Source organism: Amycolatopsis plumensis, from assembly GCF_042652605.1.
GTDB lineage: Bacteria > Actinomycetota > Actinomycetes > Mycobacteriales > Pseudonocardiaceae > Amycolatopsis > Amycolatopsis plumensis.
Map to the genome: position 1 here is coordinate 1,292,154 of NZ_JBHSJY010000001.1, position 20,812 is coordinate 1,312,965.

A 20,812-nucleotide genomic window follows, 5' to 3' on the forward strand; every position below is an offset into this window, starting at 1 on the left:
CTACAGCGGCATCGGGTCGATGTCGCAATCCGCCCGGATCCCGACCGCGGCGGCCCTTGTCCCCGGGTGGGCTGAGCCGAGCGTTTGGCGGTACCCCGACTTCACGGCCTCGAACAGTTCGTCGGCTTCCTCGGTGCGTCCCAGCGCACGCAGGTCCAATGACCGGTTGAGCCGGACCGCGAGCGAGGTCGGGTGCTCCGGCCCGAGGACACGGGTAGCCCGTTCGACGAGGTCGGCGTCGATCTCCGCCGCCTCTTCGATCCGGTCCAGTGCGAACAGGTCACTGGCCACGTTGATCCCGCAAACGATCGTGTGCGGGTGGTCCTCGCCGAGTGCCTCGCGGAGCTTGCCCAGAGCCTTCACGTCGAGCTTCCGCGCACTGGTCGGGTCGCCACTGAGGCGCATGGTCACCGCGAGGTCGACCGCGGCGGACAGCGTGTGCGGGTGGTTCTCGCCCACGCTTTCGCGGTAGAGGTCGAACACCTCTTCACCAAGCCGGCGGGCCTCCGCGAATTCTCGCGCGTGGCGCAGGTCGATGGACTGGCCCAAAGCACAGGCCATCGTGCTCGGGTGGGTGTTGCCGTAGCGGATCCGGAACAGCCGCAACGCTTCCGCTGACAGGGCGAGAGCCTGCTTGTGGTCGCCATCCTTGCGGCAGGCGACCGAATGGTGGTACTGGCGGCGGAGGGTCCCGACGCTTTCCCGGCCGTAGAAGGACAACGCCCGCTTGGTGATGTGTTCCTGCTCCACCCTGGCCCACGGGTAGTCGCCGAGCTCGCGCCGGGCGATCACCAGGAGCACCTGGGTCGACAACGTGGCGTCGTTGTCGTAGCCGAAGACCTGGATGCGCCGCTCGTAGGTCTGTTCGGCCAGTGCACGCGCGGCCTGGTAGTCGCCGGTCAGCAGGCGGGACACGACGCAGTCGTGAGCAGCGTTCAGCGTGATCGGCTCTTCCGGCCCGAACAGGTTGCTGGCCTTCGTCAGCACTTCTTCGTTGAGGCGGCGCGCGTCGGCGAACTTGCCGTTCGCCTTGAGGATCAGCGCGTTCGTCACCTGGGCGTTGAGCGTCTCTTCGCGATCGCTGCCCAGCGTCTCGTTGTAGGACGCCAGCGTCCGGTCGATGGTGTCGGCGGCGTCGGTGTACCGGCCCACCACCCACTGGTAGAACGCCAGCCGTTCGGACGCCTCGAGTTCGCGGAGCAGCTGGTCCTCGGACAGCGGCTCATTGCGCGCCGCCCGTTCACGGCGGTCTTGCTCCCACACCGTGACAGCGTGTTCGGCAAGGGCGAGTGCACCCTGGTGGTCGCCCCAGTGGTAGAGGAACCGGAGCAGGTTCACCACCAGCTGCCGGACCCAGGGGTCGTTGCACCGGGCCAGATCAGCCTCGTAGATGTGGGGAAGGATCTCCTGATAACGCGGCCAGTGCCGGGGCGACGCCGGGTCGTTCGGGTCGAGGTTCGCGAGCAGCTGGTGTGCTCCGTGCCGGATTTCGATGCTGTGCCGTTCGTCCATCCGGTTGCGCAGCACCAGCTGAACCAGGCGGTGGAGCAGGAGCGTGTCGGCACGGTGGTCGATCTTGGCGAGGCCGTATCGGTTGATGTCGCGAACGGCGCGGGCCAGCCGGATCGGGTCGCGCAGCGCAGCGTCGAGATCCGGTGCCACAGACACCCCGCGAACACCGGAGAACAAGCTGCGGGCGATCGGCTCGGGCGCGAAGAACGCGCAGACCTGCAGCAACTGGTGCGCCGCCGGGCTGCGGGTCTTCAGCTCGTCGAAGGACACGTTCCAAGCCGCCGCCACGGAGAGCTCGTAGTCGCGCGGGGCCGCGGTGTCCAGCAACTCGGCGACTTTGCTGTCGAACAGTTCGAGGTACTGGGTGGCGGACATTCCCGTTTCCGCCAGCCAGGCGGCGGCCTGTTCGACCGCCAGCGGGAGGTCGCCCAGTTTGCTGGAGATCCGGTCCGCGTCCGCGTCATCGAGCACTGGCCCGCGACGTCCGAGAAGCTGCTTGCTCTCGGCCCGCCGGAACACAGCGACCTCGAGCGGACGCGCGATCCCGGCCCAGTCGGGATTGCGGGAGGTCACCAGGATGTGGCCTTTCCCCCCTTGCGGGAAGAAGGCGCGGACCGTGTCCGGGTCCTCCGCGGAGTCGAAGACAAGCAGCCACCGGTCGTGCGGCCGCCCGCGCCGGAGTGCTTCACGCACCGCCGGAACGGCCGTGATGGCTTCGTCAGAATTGGGCAACTTCAGCCGCTGAGCCAATTCAGTGAGTGATTTACGAATTTGCGTCGGCTGGGTTGCTTGAATCCACCAAACGATATCGTAGTCAGGCAGGTGGCGATATATGTATTCGACCGCCATCTGAGTTTTTCCGATACCACCCATTCCATGGAGCGCGGCGGGGAGCACCGCAGTCGTGCCCGCTTCGAGGCGCTTCGCCAACTGGTCGAGCAGTTCACCTCTTCCGGTGAAATTGGAGTTTCGAGGCGGGATCATCCCCCACACTGGTGGCGCTTCGTCCGCCGGTCTCCTCGGATGGCGCTCGGTTTCTTCCACTCCCACCAGCGCTTGCACGGTCCTCTGGTTCGCTTCACCCCCTGGCGGGTCGACGTCCTGCGGTACCGCCTCGGGCGGGTTCGAGGTCGAAGGGGCTCGTTCTGAGGCGGGGGCCATCGTCTCGCTCACCGGCTCGATCCTAGATGGGTCCACAATGGATGATGTCGCGCGGGTCACATCCACTTCCGCACCGACCTGACCAGCCAGTCTGGCGGCTCTCGACGCATAAGGACCCGACATGGCGCTCATCACCACCCTCTGCAGATCGACCTCGCCGGCCCCGACTACCGTCGTTTCGGGGTCGACCGTGCTGTCCGGTTCGGCCACGGCCTCGCGCAGGCGCGCCAGCCCCGGATCATTGTCTCCACTGTGCCGGTAGGCGGCCTCGATCGCCTCCGCAGTCTCCGACCGACGTGCCCCACTGAGCAGATGAGCCCGGACCTGCATGGGGATTTCCCATCGCGCCACGTCCCACGCGATGCCGCTCCGAGGCTGCTGCAGCAACCCGCTGGTGAAGACTTCCGCCAGGTGAGCGGGCTCCGAGCCGGGCACCAGTTTCTTCTGCAGGTGCCGAGCCGTCCCGACGTCAACAGGTACCGCGGCGAGCAGCGTGGCGAGCCGGTACGCCGGCGGTGACGCAATGCTCCTGAACAGTTTCACCCGTTCGTACGCAGGTGGAATCACCGGATCGGGCCATTCCTCTTCGCGGGGCGGCACGGGCTTCTCCCGCGCGAGGTAGACCCGTGCGGCCAGGTCTCGGCCGCCCTTGGCTATCATCGCCGACCACCAGTGCAACCACCTGGGCGACAGTTCCAGCACGGGAATCGGTATGGCGTTTTCCGCGAGTTCGGCATACCGGGGCGGATCGACCCATTCGTCCGTCAATTTCAGCCGGTAACCACCGTTGGGTTCGAGCGGTTTGTGGACGGTCAATTCACTTCGGTGCAGTTCCGGCCCGTCCCTGTCCCACATCCGTTCCGGAAGCAGGTGCAGGATGGCCACCGGCATCTCTCTGGCCCATTCGGCCAGCACGGGCGAGACGAGGTCACTGCGCCACGCGTCGCCGAACCCATCGGTGAGCACCAGCACCAGCCGTCGTTTCGACTGGTCGAGAATCTCCGACGGCCGCCGGGCAGGCGAGTCCGGGGTACCGCCGTGCAGCACCGGTCCGGCGGTGGTGCCGTCTTCACTACGCCCCGCCTTCGCAGTGTCGAGCCTGCGCTGCTGAACCGAGCGGAAGACACCGGAGGACTGGATCAGGGCCACCAGCCTGGTGACCGTAGGACGCCACAGCGCCATCGAGGGTGTCGCGTCGATGACCAGAGTCAGGTCCAGCCATCGTGAGCGCCGCGGCCTGGTGACCAGTTGCCATTCCCGGGTCTCCGCCGCACGTTCCGCCGTAGCCGGTTCATCGAGTTCCACGTCGTCAGGTCGGTTCGATGGGACCTTTCGCTTGATCGGGCGGAGGGCACGCAGGAGCTCCGCGGTGGAGACCAGGGCCGAGTCCATGGGATAGGGCACACTTCCGACGGACCCGGCCGCTCCCGTACGCCGTTCCGCTCGCCGCCGGTAGCCGAAGCCGCCGCGGCCGTTGACCGCGTTCCGCGCGGACACGTCGTGCTCCGGCGGTCCGGTTTCCGGTACCCCCCGCTCGGCTTCCGCTGCATTGCCGTCCGGTTGTTCGTGACTCGGTGACGGCACCGACAGGGCGCCGGTCGTGTCGTCGTGCCGAGGAACCCGCCGCGGCCCGGCCGGTTCGGCGCCACCGGATTCGGGGGCGAGCGGACCCGCCCCTTCCCGCACCGCCATCAAGTACAGGGCATCAGCGAGGTCCGGCCAGCTCAAGCCGTCCGCGTCCGGAACACCACCGGTGCCGCTTCCCATCTCACTGCACCGTCTGGTTGAGCTGCCGCCACAGCGCGTCCTGGATCCGGGTCAAGGTGCGTTCGTCCCCGCGGGTGATGCCGGACGCCACGAGGAACACCGCGTCGAGCAGCTTGTCGGCCGGAATTCCGCCACGCTCACGGCTGCGCGCGACGAAATCCGCGATCATGGCGGATGATCGCTCGGGGTTGTCGGGATCGACTGCATGCGATGCGACCATCGCTGCCAGCTGCTCGGCGGTGGGTTCGGGAATCTCGTAGGACAAGCAGCGCCTCAGGAACGCCGGCGGGAAGTCGCGTTCGCCGTTGCTGGTGATGATGACGACCGGGAAAGCGCGGCACGCCACGCGTCCCTTGACGATTTCCGTCGTCACCTCCGGATCGGCGGTGAAGACTTCCGTGGTCGGCGTGCGCCGCGCCGCTCGCGCGAGCTCCTCGATCGCGAACTGGCCTGCCTCGAACAGCTCGAGGAGGTCATTGGGCAAGTCGGAGTCGGACTTGTCCAGTTCGTCGATCAGCAGCACCCGCGGTCGCCGCCGCGGCAGGAACGCCGTCCCCAGTTCGCCCAGTCGCACGAACTCGCCGATCGGCAGGTCGTCCTGGCCCGCGTCAAGGCCTCCGGCGAACGCCGGCCGCGCCTGCGCGCGCCCGATCGCGTCGTAGCTGTACAAGCCGGATTTCAGCGTGGAGTGCGAAGTGATCGACCACCGCAGCACACGCCCGAGGCCCAGCTCGCGGGCGATGCGGTAGGCCAAGGCGGACTTGCCGCTTCCCGGGCGTCCGGTGACCAGCAGTGGCCGGCGCAGGAGCAACGCGGTGTTGACGATTTCGACCTCGTCGGGGTTGACGACGTCTTCCGCCAAGCGGTATTCCCGGCCGAGCCGGCGCGCTGTTTCGCCGTCGTCCGGCGGAGTGATCTCCACGTCCGGCAAGGTGCCACCCTCGAACGTGCGCCAAGGCGGCGGCGGTGGCAGTCGCTGGAGGGGATCCACTTCCGGAATCGGACGGCCAGTACCGTGATAAATCCGCCAATCGGGGGGACCGTCAGGATGCCTCGTCGCGGTCATCGGCGGATCCCCCCTGCGCAAGGTGGGACGCCGTGCCGCCCAGGAAGACGAGTCTGCTCGGATCGTCCCACAACACCACCAGATCGCGAAAAACGTCGAGATCGAACGGTACCTGCCGGTTCTGGAAAACCGCTTGACGGGACCTTTGGGTCCGCGCCGGCAACTCCCCCAATCCCTGGTTTTCGACAAGCCAGGATACCACCTGCCGCAAGACATCCGGGGTGGCCGTGGGATGCCAGACGAGCGCCGGAAGTCCCGCTCGCAGCGCAGCGAGAAGCTGATCTTGTCCCGGCACCGGTCGCCTCGGCGGCGATTCGGTGAGAACCATCATCACCCACCGTTGATCACCGAGGATTGCGTCCAGCCGAAACCGCTCTTCGGTGTCTCGCTCCCGGCAGAAATACACGTGCTCGAGGGCGGCCTCCGACACCAGTTTCCGCCAGCGCAGCCGCCAGCGGCGGTGCCAGCGCGGGTACGCCATTCGCTCGAACGACCGGATGACGATCGGATAGGACAAGGACAACGGTTGCGGATCACCCGAACGGAGCTCCGCGGACCACGAATGCACGGGAATGTTCACCAGGGAACGAGGAAGCACGAATTCGAGGACCACGTCGGCCATCCGCCCGGACCAGATCTCCTCGGCTTCGGCGACGATCCCGTCGACGTGTTCCTCCAGCTCCGCCGCACTGACCGAGGCGGTCTCCCCACGCGCGGGCGGCCACTCGTCCGGTTCGTCCTGCCGCCAGGAGCAAACCTGAAAGCGGTCGAGGTCGATTGCGTCCGGCTGGATCACGATCATCAAGTGCAGTTTGTCCCGGCCGGGCTCCGCGCCCTCCGCGTCCGAGCGGAGCTCTCGCAACGCCTGTTCCAGCCGAAACCTGCGGGCCTGACCTGAAGACCATTCCCTGAGCCATGCCCGGCGCGGCTCTTCGCAGGCGGCAGCCAAGAGCTCGACGAAGACCAACGCCGGAGGCAGTTCGCCCGGCGGGGAGTTGAGGTCGGCAAGGTAGGAGAACGCGGCCCAGGCTTCGTCGAACCGAGGGGGTGTCTGGGCCGCGTGGCGGGCCGCACGGCTCACCAGCACCGGCAGGCGCTCCGGCACCAGTCCATCGAGCCACGCTTTCAGCTCGTCCTGTTGAGCTTCCGGGAAGAGGTCACGCGCCGGCAGCGACGCAACGAGCTGACGCACTTTGACGCATTCCGGGCTGCCCGGGCGCATCAACTCCAGGACCGAGGCCAGTGCGCCCATCCCCTCTTCCAGCCGGCTGCACACACCGACGATTTCGATCAACTGGTCACGCGGGGTCAGCTGGTCGGGCACGGTGAACGGTCGGCGAAGCGCGATCCGCAACTCGCTCACCATCAGTGAGCGAGCCGACCGGTCGTCGAAACCGGCTTCGACAAGGACATCCACCAATGCCTTGCGCGCCTCGATCGCCAGCCCCGGCAGGCTCAGACCCGTCGACACCTGACGATCCACCTCCCACGTCGTCCGTGCCCGGGAAATCGTGAGTTTACCCATCCGGCCCAATCGGAGAAGAGCCAAAAGTTGGACAAGAATCAGCGCATCGGAGGTTCGGGCCAGTCCGCGATGAGCGAGGCCAGCGACTTGACCTGCGGCGAATCGGGATCCAGGATCCTGATCACGTCGAGGAGATCGTTCAGTCCACCGGGGAAGCGCTGGCAGGTTCGCGCGAGCGCGATGACGTGCAGTCTGTCCTGCGCTTGGTAGGGGACTTGGTCGGCGATTTCCCGGCGCGGGAACATTTCGAGCAGAAGCCGGCGGTTTTCCGCGTTTCGCACGCACGGCACCGCCATCAGCGCGTCGACCAGCGCGGAGAAGACAAACGGCGACCCCGCCCAGGTCCGCGACGACGCGGGGACAGCCAGCAGGCGCAACCACGCGATCGAGGTGGTTTCCTTGACCGCCACGGAAATCTTCCGGTACTCGCCCGGCGCCGCCGCCGGGTCCTGCAGCGCGACCTCCTGGTAGAAAGAGTCGGCGAGGATGACCGCCAGCTTCGCACCCGTTGCTTTCTGCGCGGCTTTCGCTTCGTGCGCGTCGAGCAGCCGGAACGTGAAACTCACCGCCTTGCTCACCGAGCCGTGACTGGCCTGCTGCACCTCGCCGGCGTTCAGCGCGAGCCTCAGATGCATCCGGGCTCCCGCCGAACGTACGGAGTTGTAGCGGCGCAGCTCGGCCTGCATGCGCTCGGGCAGCTGGGCGACGAGATCGACCTTCGCGATGTCGGGCGGCAGAAGGATCATCGCGCCGTCGCCGGTGTTCTCCACGTAGCAGACATCCCAGGGGATGCCGGTTTCCGCGAACGTGCCTTTGAGCACAGCCCAGAGTCCTTCGTGCACCTCATTGAGGTCGAGCATGGTCCGCCCCGGATCGTTGTATCCGGCGACGTCCACGGCCATGATCGTCCGGTGCAGCGCGGCCGGATAGGAATGCACGGCCCACCTCCCCACGTCCGTCGCTCATTGTCCCAGACCCATGCACGCTCGGCCATGTTCGCGCAGGGCGTTACGACAAAACCGAAGCCTGTTGACATGTTTTCGTCCATAATTCGGCGTGCCCACGACACGCCTGCACCTGGTCAACGCGGACGAGGACCACCGCGTCTCGACCATCGAGCTCTTCTTCGACCTGGTCTTCGTCTACGCCATCACCCAGACCACGCAGCTGATGGCCGACCGTCTGAGCCCCGTCGGGGTCGGGCAGGGCGTCGCCATGCTCGCCGTCCTGTGGTGGTGCTGGTGCTCCTATGCCTGGCTCGGGAACACCATCCACGTCGACCACGGGATCGCGCGGCTGGCCATGTTCGGGGCGATGGCCGTCATGTTCCTGGTGTCGCTGACCATCCCGGAAGCCTTTGTCGATCATCCCGGCGGGCTGTATGCGCCCGCTCTGTTCGTTGTCTGTTACGCCCTCGTGCGACTGCTGCACCTCGTCGCCTACCTCGGGGCCGCGCAACACGATCCCGCCCTGAAAAAAGTCCTGCTCAAGATGTTCGTCGGGTTGCTGCCCAGTGTCGGGCTGCTCGGCGTTGCCGCCTTCCTGAGCGGGCCGTGGCAGCTCGGGCTGTGGGTGGTCGCGCTGGTCGTCGACTACCTCAACGTCTACCTCGCCGGGCCGGACGGGTGGCGGCTCAACGCTCCGGCGCACTTCGCCGAACGGTTCGGGCTCATCGTGATCATCGCGCTCGGCGAATCGATCGTCGCGATCGGGATCGGGATCGGGGCGCTGCCGATGTCGTGGCTGGTCGCCGGGGCGGCCGTGTGCGGGCTGGCGCTGGCCGCCGGGATGTGGTGGACGTACTTCGACGTCGTCGCGCGCGTGTCCGAGCACCGGCTCACCCAGGCCACCGGGACCGAGCGCACGAAGCTCGCCACCGACTCCTACACCTTCCTGCACCTGCCGCTGATCGCCGGGATCGTGCTGGTCGCGCTCGGGCTGAAGAAGGCTTTCCTCTACATCGCCGACACCGAGCACCACACGCCCGGAGAGGCACTGCACGGCGTGCCGATCTGGACGCTGACCGGCGGCCTCGCGCTCTACCTGATCGCGCTGAGCGCCCTGCGCAAGCGCAACCTCGGCAGCTGGAACGTCCAGCGGCTCGTCCTCGGCCTCCTGTTCGTCGCGGCGACACCGCTGCTGGAGCACGTGCCCGCCGCGGCGTTGCTGCTGGTCGTGGCCGCCCTGGTGCTCGGACTCATCACTTTCGAGCGCATCCGGTTCGGCGAGTGGCGCAGAAAAGTGCACATCGCGCATCCGTAACCCACCCCCACACTGGCGTTAACCCGCCTCCCGGGTTAACCTACTCGCGAGTAGGTAACGGGATGGAGGGCCACATGGCTGCGCCAAGGAAACGGGACGCGATGGGCTGGGGCCTGTCCGCGCTGACCCGGCTGGCCGGGAGCAAGGTCGTCGACCGGGCCGGGCTGCGGAAGCCGCTCGAAGGCCTGGTCACCGCGGGGACCCGGAACGGCTTCCGCGTCGCCGGCGCGGCGACCCGGTCGTTCAAGTCCGTGCAGAAGCTGGGCAAGCCCGCCCGGCTCGCGCCGGCCGCGGACACCGGGCTGTTCGACCTCACGCCGACCGAGGACCAGCAGCTCATCGTCGAAACGGTGACCGAGTTCGCCGCCGAGCAGCTGCGGCCGGCCGCCGCGGACGCCGACGCCAAGCTCGAGGCGCCCGAGGGCCTGCTGAGCCGGGCCGCCGAGCTGGGCATCAGCCTGGTCGGTATCCCCGAGGAGCTCGGCGGGGTCGGCACGGAACGCTCGGTGGTGACCAACGCGCTCGTCGCGGAAGCGCTCGCCCACGGCGACCTCGGCCTGGCCGTGGCCGTGCTCGCGCCCTCCGCCGTCAGCACCGCGCTGGTCAGCTGGGGTGACGAGCAGCAGCAGGCCGACTACCTGCCCGCGTTCACCGGCGAGCACGTCCCGGCCGCGGCGCTGGCCCTGCAGGAGCAGAAAGCGCTCTACGACCCCTTCAAGCCCGCCGCGAAGGCGCGCCGCACGCCGAAGGGCTACCAGCTCGACGGCGTGAAGTCGCTGGTTCCGCGGGCGACGCAGGCGGAGCTGTTCATCGTGTCGGCCGACCTCGAAGGCCGCGGTCCGGCGCTGTTCCTCGTCGAGTCGTCGAACGCCGGGGTGTCCATCGAGGCCGAGCCGGCGATGGGCCTGCGCGGCGCCGCGACCGGCAAGCTGCACCTCGAGAAGGTCGCGCTGCCCGCGGGTGCGCTGCTCGGCGGCGGCAAGGCGGACGTCTTCGCCGAGGTCGTCCGGCTGTCGCGGCTGGGCTGGGCGGCGCTGGCCGTCGGCACCGCGAAGGCCGTCCTCGACTACGTCGTCCCCTACGTCAACGAGCGGGTCGCGTTCGGCGAGCCGATCAGCCACCGGCAGGCCGTGGCGTTCTCCGTCGCCGACATCGCAATCGAGCTCGAGGGCCTGCGGCTGGTGACGCTGCGCGCCGCGGCGCGGGCCGAGCAGGGCAAGCCCTACGCCCGCGAGGTCGCGCTGGCGCGGAAGCTGGCCGTGGACAAGGGCATGCAGATCGGCAACGCGGGCGTGCAGCTGCTCGGCGGGCACGGCTTCGTCAAGGAGCACCCAGTCGAGCGCTGGTACCGGGACCTGCGCGCCATCGGCGTCATGGAAGGCGCCGTCCTTCTCTAGGCTTTGAGAAAGGCTTTGGACCAATGATCAACCTGGAAGTCCCCAAGAAGGCCGGCGCGCTGATCAACCAGGCGTACCAGGCCGCGGCCGAGGTGTTCCGGCCGATCTCGCGCAAGTACGACCGCGCGGAACACACGTACCCCAGCGAGCTGGACATGTTCGCAGCGCTGCTGGACGGCCTCAACTCCTCCGGCGAAGGTGGCGCGGGCGCGGCCGGCGTGCGCCGCTCCGCTTCCGAGAAGGAAGAGAAGGGCAACCGCAACGGCGCCAACCTGAACGTCGTCCTCGGCACCATCGAGATGTGCTGGGGTGACGTCGGCCTGCTGCTGTCGATGCCGCGCCAGGGCCTCGGCAACGCGGCGATCAGCTCGGTGGCGACGGACGAGCAGCTCGAGCGCTTCTCCGGCATGTGGGCCGCGATGGCCATCACCGAACCGTCGTTCGGCTCGGACTCGGCGGCGGTCAGCACGACGGCTCGTCTCGACGGCGACCACTACGTCCTGAACGGCGAGAAAATCTTCGTGACCTCGGGCGAGCGCGCCGACGCGGTGGTCGTGTGGGCGACGCTGGACAAGTCCAAGGGCCGCGCGGCGATCAAGTCGTTCGTGGTCGAGAAGGGCACTCCCGGCTTCGAGGTCGTCCGCACCGAGCACAAGCTCGGCATCCGCGCTTCGGACACGGCGGTGCTGCGCTTCGAGAACTGCCGCGTCCCGAAGGAAAACCTCCTGGGCTCGCCGGAGATCGACACCAAAAAGGGTTTCGCGGGCGTCATGCAGACGTTCGACAACACCCGCCCCCTGGTGGCGGCCATGGCGATCGGCGTCGCCCGCGCGGCGCTGGAGGAGACGAAGCGGATCCTCACCGAGGCGGGCATCGAGATCGACTACGACCGCCCGGCCAACTCCCAGCACGCGGCGGCGGCGGAGTTCCTGCGCCTCGAGGCGGACTACGAGTCGGCGTACCTGCTGACGCTGGAATCGGCCTGGATGGCGGACAACCGCAAGCCGAACTCGCTGCAGGCGTCCATGGCGAAGGCCAAGGCGGGGCGCTCGGTGGTGGAGATCGCGCTGAAGTGCGTGGAGCTGACCGGGGCTTACGGCGAGGAGTCGCTGCTCGAGAAGTGGGCGCGGGACGCGAAGATCCTGGACATCTTCGAGGGGACGCAGCAGATCCAGCAGCTGATCGTCGCGAGGCGGGTCCTCGGGAAGACGTCCGCCGAGCTCAAGTAAGTCCTCTGCCGCGGCTTGTCGTGAGTGGTAAAGCGGGTTCTAACCCTCCTTGCCACTCACGACGGCCGCGGCAGGCTGCTGAGCTGGTCGTCCAGGAACTCGTCCAGGTAGCGCCACGTCGTGCCGCGGGCTTTCCGGCCCGTCAGCACGCCCAGGTGGCCGCCCGGTGCCGTCTTGAAGCGGACCTCCGGGGCCTTGTCCAGCAGCTCCACCACGCGCTCGACCGAGGGCCGCGGGGCGATCGTGTCGTTCTCGCCCGCCACCACCAGCGTCGGCACGCGGACAGCGGACAGCGAAATGATCCGGCCGTTCAGGTCCACCTTGCCCTCCGCCAGGTCGTTCGTGCGGAACAGGCGGTGGTACAGCTGACCGAACGTGCGGCCCGGGTAGGCGTACATGTTGCTCATGAAGTGGTCGACCGCCTCGATCTGGGCCAGGTAGTCGCGGTCGTCGAGGTTCTTCAAAATGGCCAGCGGTTTGGTGATTTCCTTGCTGATGCCCGTCGCGCGGAACACCCGGCTGACCAAATAGGACGGTGCGCCGCCGAACGCCCGGTAAATCGGGGTCAGCAGGTGGCCGTTCGTGAGGTCGACCAGCGGGCGGAACGGCGCCACGATCGGGATGGCCGTGAAGTCCACCGGCGAGCCGATCGCGGTGATCGACGCGATCGGGAGGTCCGGCTGGTCGGCGTTCACCAGCAGCGAGAAGATCCCGCCCAGCGACCACGACACCAGGTGCACCGGCTGCCCGCCCGCATCAAGACTCACCCGTCGGATCGCGCGCGGCAGCACCTCGTCGATCCAGTGCTCGATACCCAGGCGGCGGTCGGAGAACGCCACCATTCCGTAGTCGACGAGGTAGGTGTTGCGGCGGCCCTCGACCAGGTGCTCGATGAGGCTGCAGCCGCGGCGCAGGTCGAAGCAGATCGCCGGCGCGGCCAGCGGCGGCACCAGCAGGATCGGCGGCCCGGACACCGTCCCGCCGCGGTGCGTCATCCGGTACAGCGAGCGGTTGGGACCCTGGTCGATCAGCACCCGCGGCATCGGGCGCAGGTCGGCGACGCCGCCGTGCAGCACCTTGCCGACCACGTTCGACGCCGCGGCGGCCAGCCGCGCAGGTGGTGAAGCCATCGAGTCCTCCCAAAAACCGGTCCGAGGCAATCTTGCCGGGCCGGCCGGGCGGACTCAACAGCCCCTCACCCGCGAACACGTCCAATTCGGACAGTCACTGCTCCGTCCGAGTTACCCCGGGCCCGCTCTCCGCGGCTCGGGCTTCGTACGCCGCGCGGGCCGGGGAATGGGCTGCCGAAGCCAAAAAGCCGGTCCGCTTTCAACGCCCGCGCGAACGCCTCGCCCGCCCGCCGCGGCAGCAGCCGCGTGAGCTTGCCCATAGCGCCCAGCGAGCGGGGCACGAAAACGTCGAAACGAGGCTTGCGCAGCGCGGATACGATGGCGTCGGCCACATCTTCCGGCCGCACCGACTTGAACATCTTCGCCTCGGCTAGTCCGCTCGCGAGCTCCGTCCGCACGATGCCCGGCATCACGCACGAGACGTGGACGCCGCTGCCGTGCAGCTCCAGGTGCACCGCCTCGGACAGCCCGACGACGGCGTGCTTGGTGGCGCAGTAGGTCGCCGCGCCGGGGAAACCGGCCTTGCCCGCGAACGAAGCGACGTTGACGATGTGCCCGCTGCGCCGCGGCCGCATCCGCTTCACCGCCTCGCGCGTGCCGTGGATGACGGCGTGCAGGTTGATCTCCAGCTGACGCCGGGTCGTCGCGTCGCTCTCCGTCTCCAGGTCGCCAAGCGGCATGATGCCGGCGTTGTTGATCAGCACGTCGATGCGGCCGTGCCGGCGTTCGACCTCGTCGAGGAATCCGGTGAACCCGCGGAGGTCGGTGACGTCCAGCGGCAGCGCCTCGGCCCCGAGCTCGCCGGCGGTCTTCTCGGCCCGGACCTGGTCGAGGTCGCCGATCACCACCTTCGCGCCGAGCCGGGCCAGCGCCGACGCGGTCGCCGCGCCGATCCCCTGCCCGCCACCGGTGATGACGACGACCTTGCCCGCGAGATCCATGGCGACTCCTTCGTCTGTTGGCACCGCGTCAACAGTGTCGCCCCCGAACCGGAAGTGCGCTACCCCACGCGCTGCTCCAGCACCTGGCCGACCCACTCCTCGACGGTGAACCGCACGGTCGGCTCGAACCCCTGGCTCTCGTAGTACCGCTGCAGTTCACCGTCGCCGCCGGCCCAGCAGTCGACACGCACGAGGTCGATGCCGCGCCGCCGGGCCTCGTCGAGCGCGTACTCGACGAGGCGCCCGCCGACGCGCCGCCCGGTGAACCGCCGTGACGTGATCAGCAGCCGGATGTACAGCTCGCGCTCGTCGACCGCGGGCACGTGCGGGTCGTGTTCCTCGGACACGATCAGCGCCCCGGCGGGCTCGCCGTCGACCACCGCGATGCGCAGGCCCGGATCCGCCGCCATGCCCTTGACCCGCTCGACGCGCTTCGGGACCCGGCTCCACCGCTCGGTCCCCCACTGCTTCCCGCTTCCCCGGGCGACCAGCCATTCGACGGCTTCGTCGAAGAAGCGCAGCAGCGTGTCCACATCCCCAGAGTCACCCGATCGGATGACGATGTTGTCCATGGCCTCCTGTCTACCGCACGGTGAGCACGCGCGGGCCGTCTTCGGTGATCGCGATGGTGTGCTCGACGTGCGCGGCCCGGCTGCCGTCGGCGGTGAGGATCGACCAGCCGTCCTCGGCGTACCGGTAGGCATCACCCCCACGGGTGAGCATCGGCTCGATGGCCAGCGCGAGACCCGGCTTGAGCCGCATTCCGCGGCCCGCGCGACCTTCGTTCGGCAGGTGCGGGTCCTCGTGCATCGCGCGGCCGATGCCGTGCCCGCCGTGGTCGTCGAGCATGCCGTGACCCTCCGCCCGGCCGGCGGCGCCGATCGCGGACGAGATGTCCCCCAGCTTCGCGCCCGGCTGAGCGGCGGCGATGCCCGCGGCCAACGCGCGCTCGGTGGCCGCGATGAGCGCGAGGTCGGCGGGATCGGCGTTGCCGACGACGAAGCTGATCGCGGCGTCACCGTTCCAGCCGTCGAGGATCGCGCCGCAGTCGATGCTGACCAGGTCGCCGTCCTGGATGCGGTAGGCGGTGGGGATCCCGTGCACGACGACGTCGTTGACGCTGGCGCAGAGGACGTTCGGGTAGGGCGTCGGCGCGGACCGCGGCTGGTAGTGCAGGAACGACGGTTTCGCGCCGGCCTCGCTGATGACGTGGGCGGCGACTTCGTCCAGCTCACGCAGCGAAACGCCGATCGCGGCGGCCTCCTTGACCGCGTGCAGGGTGTTCGCCACGACTCGGCCGGCTTCGCGCATCATCGCGAGCTCGGACTCGGTTTTGATCTCGACCATGGCGATAACTATACCGGTATAGTTATCGCTGTCCAGCGCGAGCCGACCTGGCGGCGTTCAGCCGGTGGCTCCGTCCGCGTCATCCGCAGTTCAACGGGCGCTGATTGACTTCCGGTGTTCACGACCTCCTTTGCGAGAAGGACAAATTGACCCAGTCAGTGCCCGACGGCGATGCCTTGGCCGCGTTCGGCGCGGAACTCGCGGAGATCCAGGCGAAAGCCGCCGCAGCCCAGGAAAAACTCCAAGCCGCCACGGCCAGCGTGCAATCGCCGGACGGAGCGGTCTCGGTGACGGTCGGCCCGAGCGGGGTCCTGCAGGACCTCCGGTTCGGCCCCCGCGCGTACGAGCGCCCCCCGCAGGCCCTTTCGGGTCTGGTGATGCAGCTGATCGGCCGCGCGCAGCAGAAGGTCTCGGCCCAGGTCGCCGACGCGTTCAGCGGCATGGTGGGGGAGAACTCGGCCGCCCGCGGGCTGCTGGACGAGTTCCTGCCGTCGCCCGAACCGGACGACGGGCCGCCACCCGGCAAGAGCGAGGTGTTCATGCCGGAGCAGGAGGCCACCGATCGACCGCCTTCGCCCCCGCACCGCCCGCCGCCACCACAGCAAGGTCCGCCGCGTCGCCGTCCCCGGCCCGAGCCGGACGAAGACGACGAGAGCAACCCTTGGTAGGAGGGGAAACCGTGGTTTCCGGAGCAGGTTTCTCGGTCGACCCGGCCGAGCTGCAGAAGTTCGGCCAGTACCTTTCGGGCACCACGCAACCGGCGGTGCAGGACGCCGCGAACCGGATGCAGGCCGCCAACGGGTTCGACAACGCCGCGTTCGGCATCCTGCTCGCGCAGGTCCTCGCCGTGCCCTCGCGGATCACGATGGCGGTGATCACCGGCGAGATCGGCAAGCTCGCCGGGGACATCGGCAAGTCCGCCGCCGACGTGCAGAAGGCAGCCGAGACGTACGCCATCCACGACGCGAACACGGCACAGGGCTTGAGCACCTTCGAAACGGAGCTGGGCAAGTGACCGTCCCCATCACGGCCTCGAACTCGACGACCGGCGCCGGCGTCTTCGACAGCTGGAAGCAGGTCGGCGACTCGATCGGCAAGGTCCAGACCGAGCACGGCGGCGACCTCGCCGCCGTCGGCGTCGAGCTGGGCATCAACCTCGTCAGCGCCGCGCTCGACACCGTCGCGTTCGCCATGGACCCGCTGGCGAAGCTGATCGCCGCGGGCTTGGGCTGGCTGATCGAGCACGTCTCGTTCCTCAAGTGGCCGCTCGACCAGGTCGCGGGCAACCCGTCCGAGGTCACCAAGCTCGCCAACGAGCTGCACAAGATCGGCGAGTCGCTGCGCAACACCGGCGAAGAGCTCGACAAGACGCTCAAGTCGACGATCACCCAATGGCAGGGCAAGGGCCACGACAGCTTCGAAAAGTCGATCAACGACCGCAGGGGCTGGATCGACGCCAACGCGAAGGCGTCCGACGTCGCCGGCTACATGGTCGAGACCACCGGGGCGCTGATCGCCGCGGTCCGCGCGCTGCTGCGCGACATCATCACGACCATCCTCGGCGACATCATCTCGACGATGCTGATCGCACTGGCGATGGCCGCGTTCACCTTCGGCGCCTCGATCGCCGTCGGCGTGAGCAAGATCGTCGTCCAGGTCTCGGTGCAGGTCGCGGCGATGGCGGCCAAGCTCGCCAAGGTCGTCGCCTACGCCGGGCGCACGATGGCGCGGCTCACGCAGCTGTCGAAGCTGGTCAAGCCGAAGCCGGGCGCGTCGGGCCACGAGCTGACGCCGGTGCCGCGCCCGAACGGCAACACCGTGCCCAACTTCTCCCGGCCGCTGCCCCCGCCACCCGGCACCGCCATCACCCACGACGTGCCCGGGACCGGTGGCGCCACGCCGAGCACCCGGCCGCCGGGCGACGGGACCGTCCCGAACTTCTCGCGGCCGCTGCCGAAGCCCGCGGACCCGCCACCCGCACCCAAGCCGCCGTCACCGCAGTCGCACCTGAGCGAACACGACTTCCCGATGATCAAGAAGCACGAGGACTGGCTGAAGACCAAGTTCGGGGACAGCTACCAGAAGATGAAGTTCGCCGACGACTGGCTCAAGAAGAACCACCCGGAGTACTACCCGATGCTGAAGGCGCTGTCCGACGCCAAGAGCTCGAAGAACTTCGCCGGCTGGGCGGGCAAGGACATCGTGCAGGTCGACCGCGGCCTCACCGACATCCAGATGCAGGCGGAAGCCGCGTGGGCCGAGGAGGACAAGAAGCAGCAACAGCCGCAGTAGCCCTCGTGAGTGGTAAGGCGGGTTCTAACCCGCCTTACCACTCACGAGACGCCGAGGTGGCGCGAGATCAGCATCTTCTGGACCTCGCTCGTGCCTTCGCCGATCTCCAGGATCTTCGCGTCGCGGTAGAACCGGCTGACCGGGTATTCGTTCATGAACCCGTAGCCGCCGAAGATCTGCGTCGCGTCGCGGGCGTTGTCCATGGCCGCGTTGGAGGCCACCAGCTTCGCGATCGACGCCTCCTTCTTGAACGGCTCGCCGCGCAGCATCTTCGACGCCGCCTGGTAGTACGCCAGGCGGGCGGTGTGCGTGCGGACCTCCATGTCCGCGATCTTGAACTGGATCGCCTGGTACTCGCCGATCCGCTTGCCGAACGCCACCCGGTCCTTGACGTACTTGAGGCACTCGTCCACGCAGCCCTGCGCGAGACCGACCGACAGCGCGGCGATCGCGACCCGGCCTTCGTCCAGGATGGACAGGAACTGCGCGTACCCGCGGCCGCGGACGCCGATCAGGTTCTCCGCGGGCACCCGCACGTCCGAAAAGGACAGTTCGTGCGTGTCCGAGCAGTTCCAGCCGACCTTGGAGTACTTGGGCGCCACCTCGAAGCCCGGTGTGCCGGACGGGATGAGGATCGCCGAGATCTCCTTGCGGCCGTTCTCCATCACGTCGGTGACCGCGGTGGCGGTGACGAACCGGGTGATGTCCGTGCCGGAGTTCGTGATGAACGCCTTGCTGCCGTTGACGACCCACTCGTCACCGTCCAAAGAGGCGCGCGTGCGGGTCGCGCCCGCGTCCGAACCGCCGCCCGGTTCGGTCAGGCCGAAGCCGCCCAGCGCCGTCCCCGCGCACAGGTCGGGCAGCCACTTCTCCTTTTGCTCCTGCGAACCGAAGCGGTAGATCGGCATCGCGCCGAGGGAAACGCCGGCCTCCAGGGTGATCGCCACCGACGAATCGACCCGGGCCAGTTCCTCCAACGCCAGGCACAGCGCGAAGTAGTCGCCGCCCATGCCGCCGAACTCCTCGGGGAACGGGAGCCCGAACAGGCCCATCTCCCCCATCTTCGCGACGATGGCGTACGGGAACTCTTCCTTCTCGTACAGCTCGCCGATCACCGGCGCGACTTCGGCGTGCGCGAAGTCCTCGACGGTCTTGCGGAGGGCCTCGTACTCCTCGTCCAGGCGGAAGTCGATCACTGCTGCTCCTCGTGGGGCTTCACTACGGCAAGGGTTTCGTCGAGCGCGACCTGCTGGCCGGCCCGGACGGGGAGTTCGCTGACCACGCCGTCGATCGGCGCGGTGACCGTGTGCTCCATCTTCATCGCTTCGACGACCAGCAACGGCGTTCCGGCCTTCACGACGTCTCCTGCGGCGACCTTCACCACGAGCACCGTGCCCGGCATCGGGCTGGTGACCGGGCCCGCCCCGGCGGCCTCGCCGCGCGACGCGAGCACGAACTCCTGCTCCCCGAACGGGAAGCTGAGCCCGTCCCGCGCCAGCCAGACCGTCCGGTCCGGACCGCAGGCCTGGCGGTAGCGGTGGAAGCCGCCCGCGTGCCGGATCTCCAGGACGTCGCCGTCGCGCCGGGCCGACACCCGGACCGGCTCACCCTCGTCGACGAACACCGTCGCCGCGGCGGGCGTGCCCTGCACGCGGACCACCGCGCGGGCGGCGCCGGACTTCAGCCGGAACGTCACCCCGCCGGAGCCCCCCATCCGCCAGCCGTCCGGCACGTCCCACGGGTCCACCACGGGCCCGGACGGCTGCAGTTCCAGGAAGCGGTCCAGCGCGGCCGCGACGAAGAACTCCGGGGGCACGTCCGGGGAAACCAGCTCCGACAGCCGCCGGTCGACCAGCTCGGTGTCGAGCCGGCCCGCGCGGACGTCGGCGTCGGCCAGCAGCCCGCGCAGGAACGCCGTGTTGGTGCCGATGCCGAGCAACGCCGTATCGGCCAGCGCCAGGTCGAGCCGGTGCAGCGCCGCCGCGCGGTCCGGACCCCAGGCGATGACCTTGGCCAGCATCGGGTCGTAGTTCGAGCCGACGACCGCGCCCGGCGTCATCCACGAGTCGACGCGGACACCGTCGCCGGACGGCTCGTGCACCGCCAGCACCGTGCCACCGGTCGGGATGAAGCCGCGCGCCGGGTCCTCGGCGTACACGCGCGCCTCGACGGCGTGGCCGTTCAACACCACGTCGTCCTGCGTGACGGTGAGGCGTTCCCCCGCCGCCACCCGGACCTGCCACTCGACGAGGTCGAGGCCGGTGACCAGCTCGGTGACGGGGTGCTCGACCTGCAGCCGGGTGTTCATCTCCATGAAGAAGAACTCGTCCGGGTTCTTCGCCGACATGATGAACTCGACGGTCCCGGCACCGACGTACCCGACCGAGCGCGCGGCTTCGGCCGCCGCCGAGCCCATCTTCTCGCGAGTGACGTCGTCGAGCAGCACCGACGGCGCTTCTTCGATGATCTTCTGGTGCCGCCGCTGCAGGCTGCACTCGCGCTCGCCGAGGTGGATGACGTTGCCGTGCTTGTCCGCCATGACCTGGATCTCGATGTGCCGCGGGGTCGTGACGAACCGCTCCATCAGCAGCGTGTCGTCGCCGAAGGACCCCTTGGCCTCGCGCCGCGCGGACTCGATCGCCGCGTCCAGCTCCTCGGGCGCGTGCACCAGCCGCATGCCCTTGCCGCCACCACCGGCGGACGGCTTGAGCAGCAGCGGGTACCCGACTTTCGCAGCCGCCGAAGCGAAGTCGCCGTCCGGGATGTCCACATCGGACGCGCCGGGCACGACCGGGACCCCGGCCTTCGACACCGTCGCCTTGGCGCGGATCTTGTCGCCCATGGCTTCGATCGCGGCCACCGGCGGGCCGATGAACACCAGCCCAGCTTCCTCGCAGGCCCGTGCGAACTCGGCGTTCTCGGCCAGGAAGCCGTACCCCGGGTGCACGGCCTGCGCACCCGAAGACACGGCAGCGTCCACAATGGCCGGGATGTTCAAGTAACTGCGAGCCGCCTCGGCCGGGCCGATGCGCACCGCCGTGTGCGCCTCCCGGACGTGCCGCGCGTCGGCGTCCGCGTCGCTGTACACGGCGACCGCGCGGATGCCCAGCGCCCGCAGCGTGCGGATGACCCGGACCGCGATCTCGCCCCGGTTCGCGACCAACACTGAGTCGAACATGCCCC

At 68.7% G+C, this 20,812-nt stretch carries 15 protein-coding genes and 1 pseudogene; 6 read left to right on the plus strand and 10 right to left on the minus strand.

Annotated features, from left to right (window positions below; all coding sequences use genetic code 11):
- The 4 genes from fxsT to ACFPLC_RS05815 form a co-directional block, all read right to left on the minus strand.
- Nucleotides 1-4,440: an FxSxx-COOH system tetratricopeptide repeat protein gene (gene fxsT, locus ACFPLC_RS05800; protein WP_378188901.1), complete on the minus strand. Its 4,440-nt coding sequence runs from the start codon at nucleotides 4,438-4,440 to the stop codon at nucleotides 1-3.
- 1 nt (nucleotide 4,441) lies between these two features.
- Complete coding sequence (locus ACFPLC_RS05805; protein WP_378235723.1) at nucleotides 4,442-5,431, minus strand: AAA family ATPase; 990 nt, start codon at nucleotides 5,429-5,431, stop codon at nucleotides 4,442-4,444.
- A gap of 52 nt (nucleotides 5,432-5,483) precedes the next feature.
- Entirely contained in the window at nucleotides 5,484-6,989 is a 1,506-nt protein-coding gene (locus ACFPLC_RS05810; RefSeq protein ID WP_378235724.1) for a VMAP-C domain-containing protein, read from the minus strand.
- Between the two features lie 80 nt (nucleotides 6,990-7,069).
- Entirely contained in the window at nucleotides 7,070-7,969 is a 900-nt protein-coding gene (locus tag ACFPLC_RS05815) for an effector-associated domain 2-containing protein (RefSeq protein ID WP_378188904.1), read from the minus strand.
- Nucleotides 7,970-8,087: 118 nt separating this feature from the next.
- Here ACFPLC_RS05815 and ACFPLC_RS05820 point away from each other — a divergent pair, with 118 nt between their 5' ends.
- The 3 genes from ACFPLC_RS05820 to ACFPLC_RS05830 all read left to right on the plus strand — a co-directional run bounded on the left by ACFPLC_RS05820 (nucleotide 8,088) and on the right by ACFPLC_RS05830 (nucleotide 11,919).
- Nucleotides 8,088-9,293 carry a low temperature requirement protein A gene (locus ACFPLC_RS05820; RefSeq protein ID WP_378188905.1) on the plus strand — a complete coding sequence of 402 codons (1,206 nt, stop codon included), beginning with the start codon at nucleotides 8,088-8,090 and terminating at the stop codon, nucleotides 9,291-9,293.
- 101 nt (nucleotides 9,294-9,394) lie between these two features.
- Entirely contained in the window at nucleotides 9,395-10,690 is a 1,296-nt protein-coding gene (locus ACFPLC_RS05825) for an acyl-CoA dehydrogenase family protein (protein WP_378189074.1), read from the plus strand.
- Between the two features lie 23 nt (nucleotides 10,691-10,713).
- A complete protein-coding gene (locus ACFPLC_RS05830; RefSeq protein WP_378188906.1) occupies nucleotides 10,714-11,919 on the plus strand; it encodes an acyl-CoA dehydrogenase family protein in 1,206 nt (401 codons plus the stop codon).
- Between the two features lie 56 nt (nucleotides 11,920-11,975).
- On the opposite strand, the gene ACFPLC_RS05835 is transcribed toward ACFPLC_RS05830, so the two are convergent.
- From ACFPLC_RS05835 to map, 4 genes and pseudogenes are all read right to left on the minus strand, one after another.
- Nucleotides 11,976-13,049 carry an alpha/beta fold hydrolase gene (locus ACFPLC_RS05835; RefSeq protein ID WP_378188907.1) on the minus strand — a complete coding sequence of 358 codons (1,074 nt, stop codon included), beginning with the start codon at nucleotides 13,047-13,049 and terminating at the stop codon, nucleotides 11,976-11,978.
- Between the two features lie 94 nt (nucleotides 13,050-13,143).
- A pseudogene (locus ACFPLC_RS05840) lies at nucleotides 13,144-13,990 on the minus strand (SDR family oxidoreductase).
- Between the two features lie 59 nt (nucleotides 13,991-14,049).
- On the minus strand, nucleotides 14,050-14,562 hold the full coding sequence (locus ACFPLC_RS05845) for a GNAT family N-acetyltransferase (RefSeq protein ID WP_378188908.1): 513 nt from the start codon (nucleotides 14,560-14,562) through the stop codon (nucleotides 14,050-14,052).
- Nucleotides 14,563-14,572: 10 nt separating this feature from the next.
- On the minus strand, nucleotides 14,573-15,337 hold the full coding sequence (gene map, locus ACFPLC_RS05850) for a type I methionyl aminopeptidase (RefSeq protein WP_378188909.1): 765 nt from the start codon (nucleotides 15,335-15,337) through the stop codon (nucleotides 14,573-14,575).
- Nucleotides 15,338-15,483: 146 nt separating this feature from the next.
- On the opposite strand from map, the gene ACFPLC_RS05855 reads away from it, so the two are divergent.
- Genes ACFPLC_RS05855 through ACFPLC_RS05865 form a run of 3 tightly spaced genes read left to right on the plus strand, consistent with a single transcriptional unit; the run spans nucleotide 15,484 to nucleotide 17,629 of the window.
- The gene (locus tag ACFPLC_RS05855) at nucleotides 15,484-16,005 is read left to right on the plus strand and encodes a YbaB/EbfC family nucleoid-associated protein (protein WP_378188910.1); all 522 of its coding nucleotides are present in this window, start codon (nucleotides 15,484-15,486) and stop codon (nucleotides 16,003-16,005) included.
- 11 nt (nucleotides 16,006-16,016) lie between these two features.
- The gene (locus ACFPLC_RS05860; protein ID WP_378188911.1) at nucleotides 16,017-16,352 is read left to right on the plus strand and encodes a hypothetical protein; all 336 of its coding nucleotides are present in this window, start codon (nucleotides 16,017-16,019) and stop codon (nucleotides 16,350-16,352) included.
- Nucleotides 16,349-17,629, plus strand: coding sequence for a WXG100-like domain-containing protein (locus ACFPLC_RS05865; RefSeq protein ID WP_378188913.1), 1,281 nt, complete (start codon nucleotides 16,349-16,351; stop codon nucleotides 17,627-17,629). The genes ACFPLC_RS05860 and ACFPLC_RS05865 overlap by 4 nt, the downstream gene beginning before the upstream one ends.
- A gap of 41 nt (nucleotides 17,630-17,670) precedes the next feature.
- On the opposite strand, the gene ACFPLC_RS05870 is transcribed toward ACFPLC_RS05865, so the two are convergent.
- Nucleotides 17,671-18,825, minus strand: a complete 1,155-nt coding sequence (locus ACFPLC_RS05870) for an acyl-CoA dehydrogenase family protein (RefSeq protein ID WP_378188915.1) — start codon at nucleotides 18,823-18,825, stop codon at nucleotides 17,671-17,673.
- Nucleotides 18,822-20,807 (minus strand): acetyl-CoA carboxylase biotin carboxylase subunit, encoded by a 1,986-nt coding sequence (locus ACFPLC_RS05875; protein ID WP_378188916.1) that lies wholly within the window; start codon nucleotides 20,805-20,807, stop codon nucleotides 18,822-18,824. The genes ACFPLC_RS05870 and ACFPLC_RS05875 overlap by 4 nt, the downstream gene beginning before the upstream one ends.
- Nucleotides 20,808-20,812: the final 5 nt, after the last annotated feature.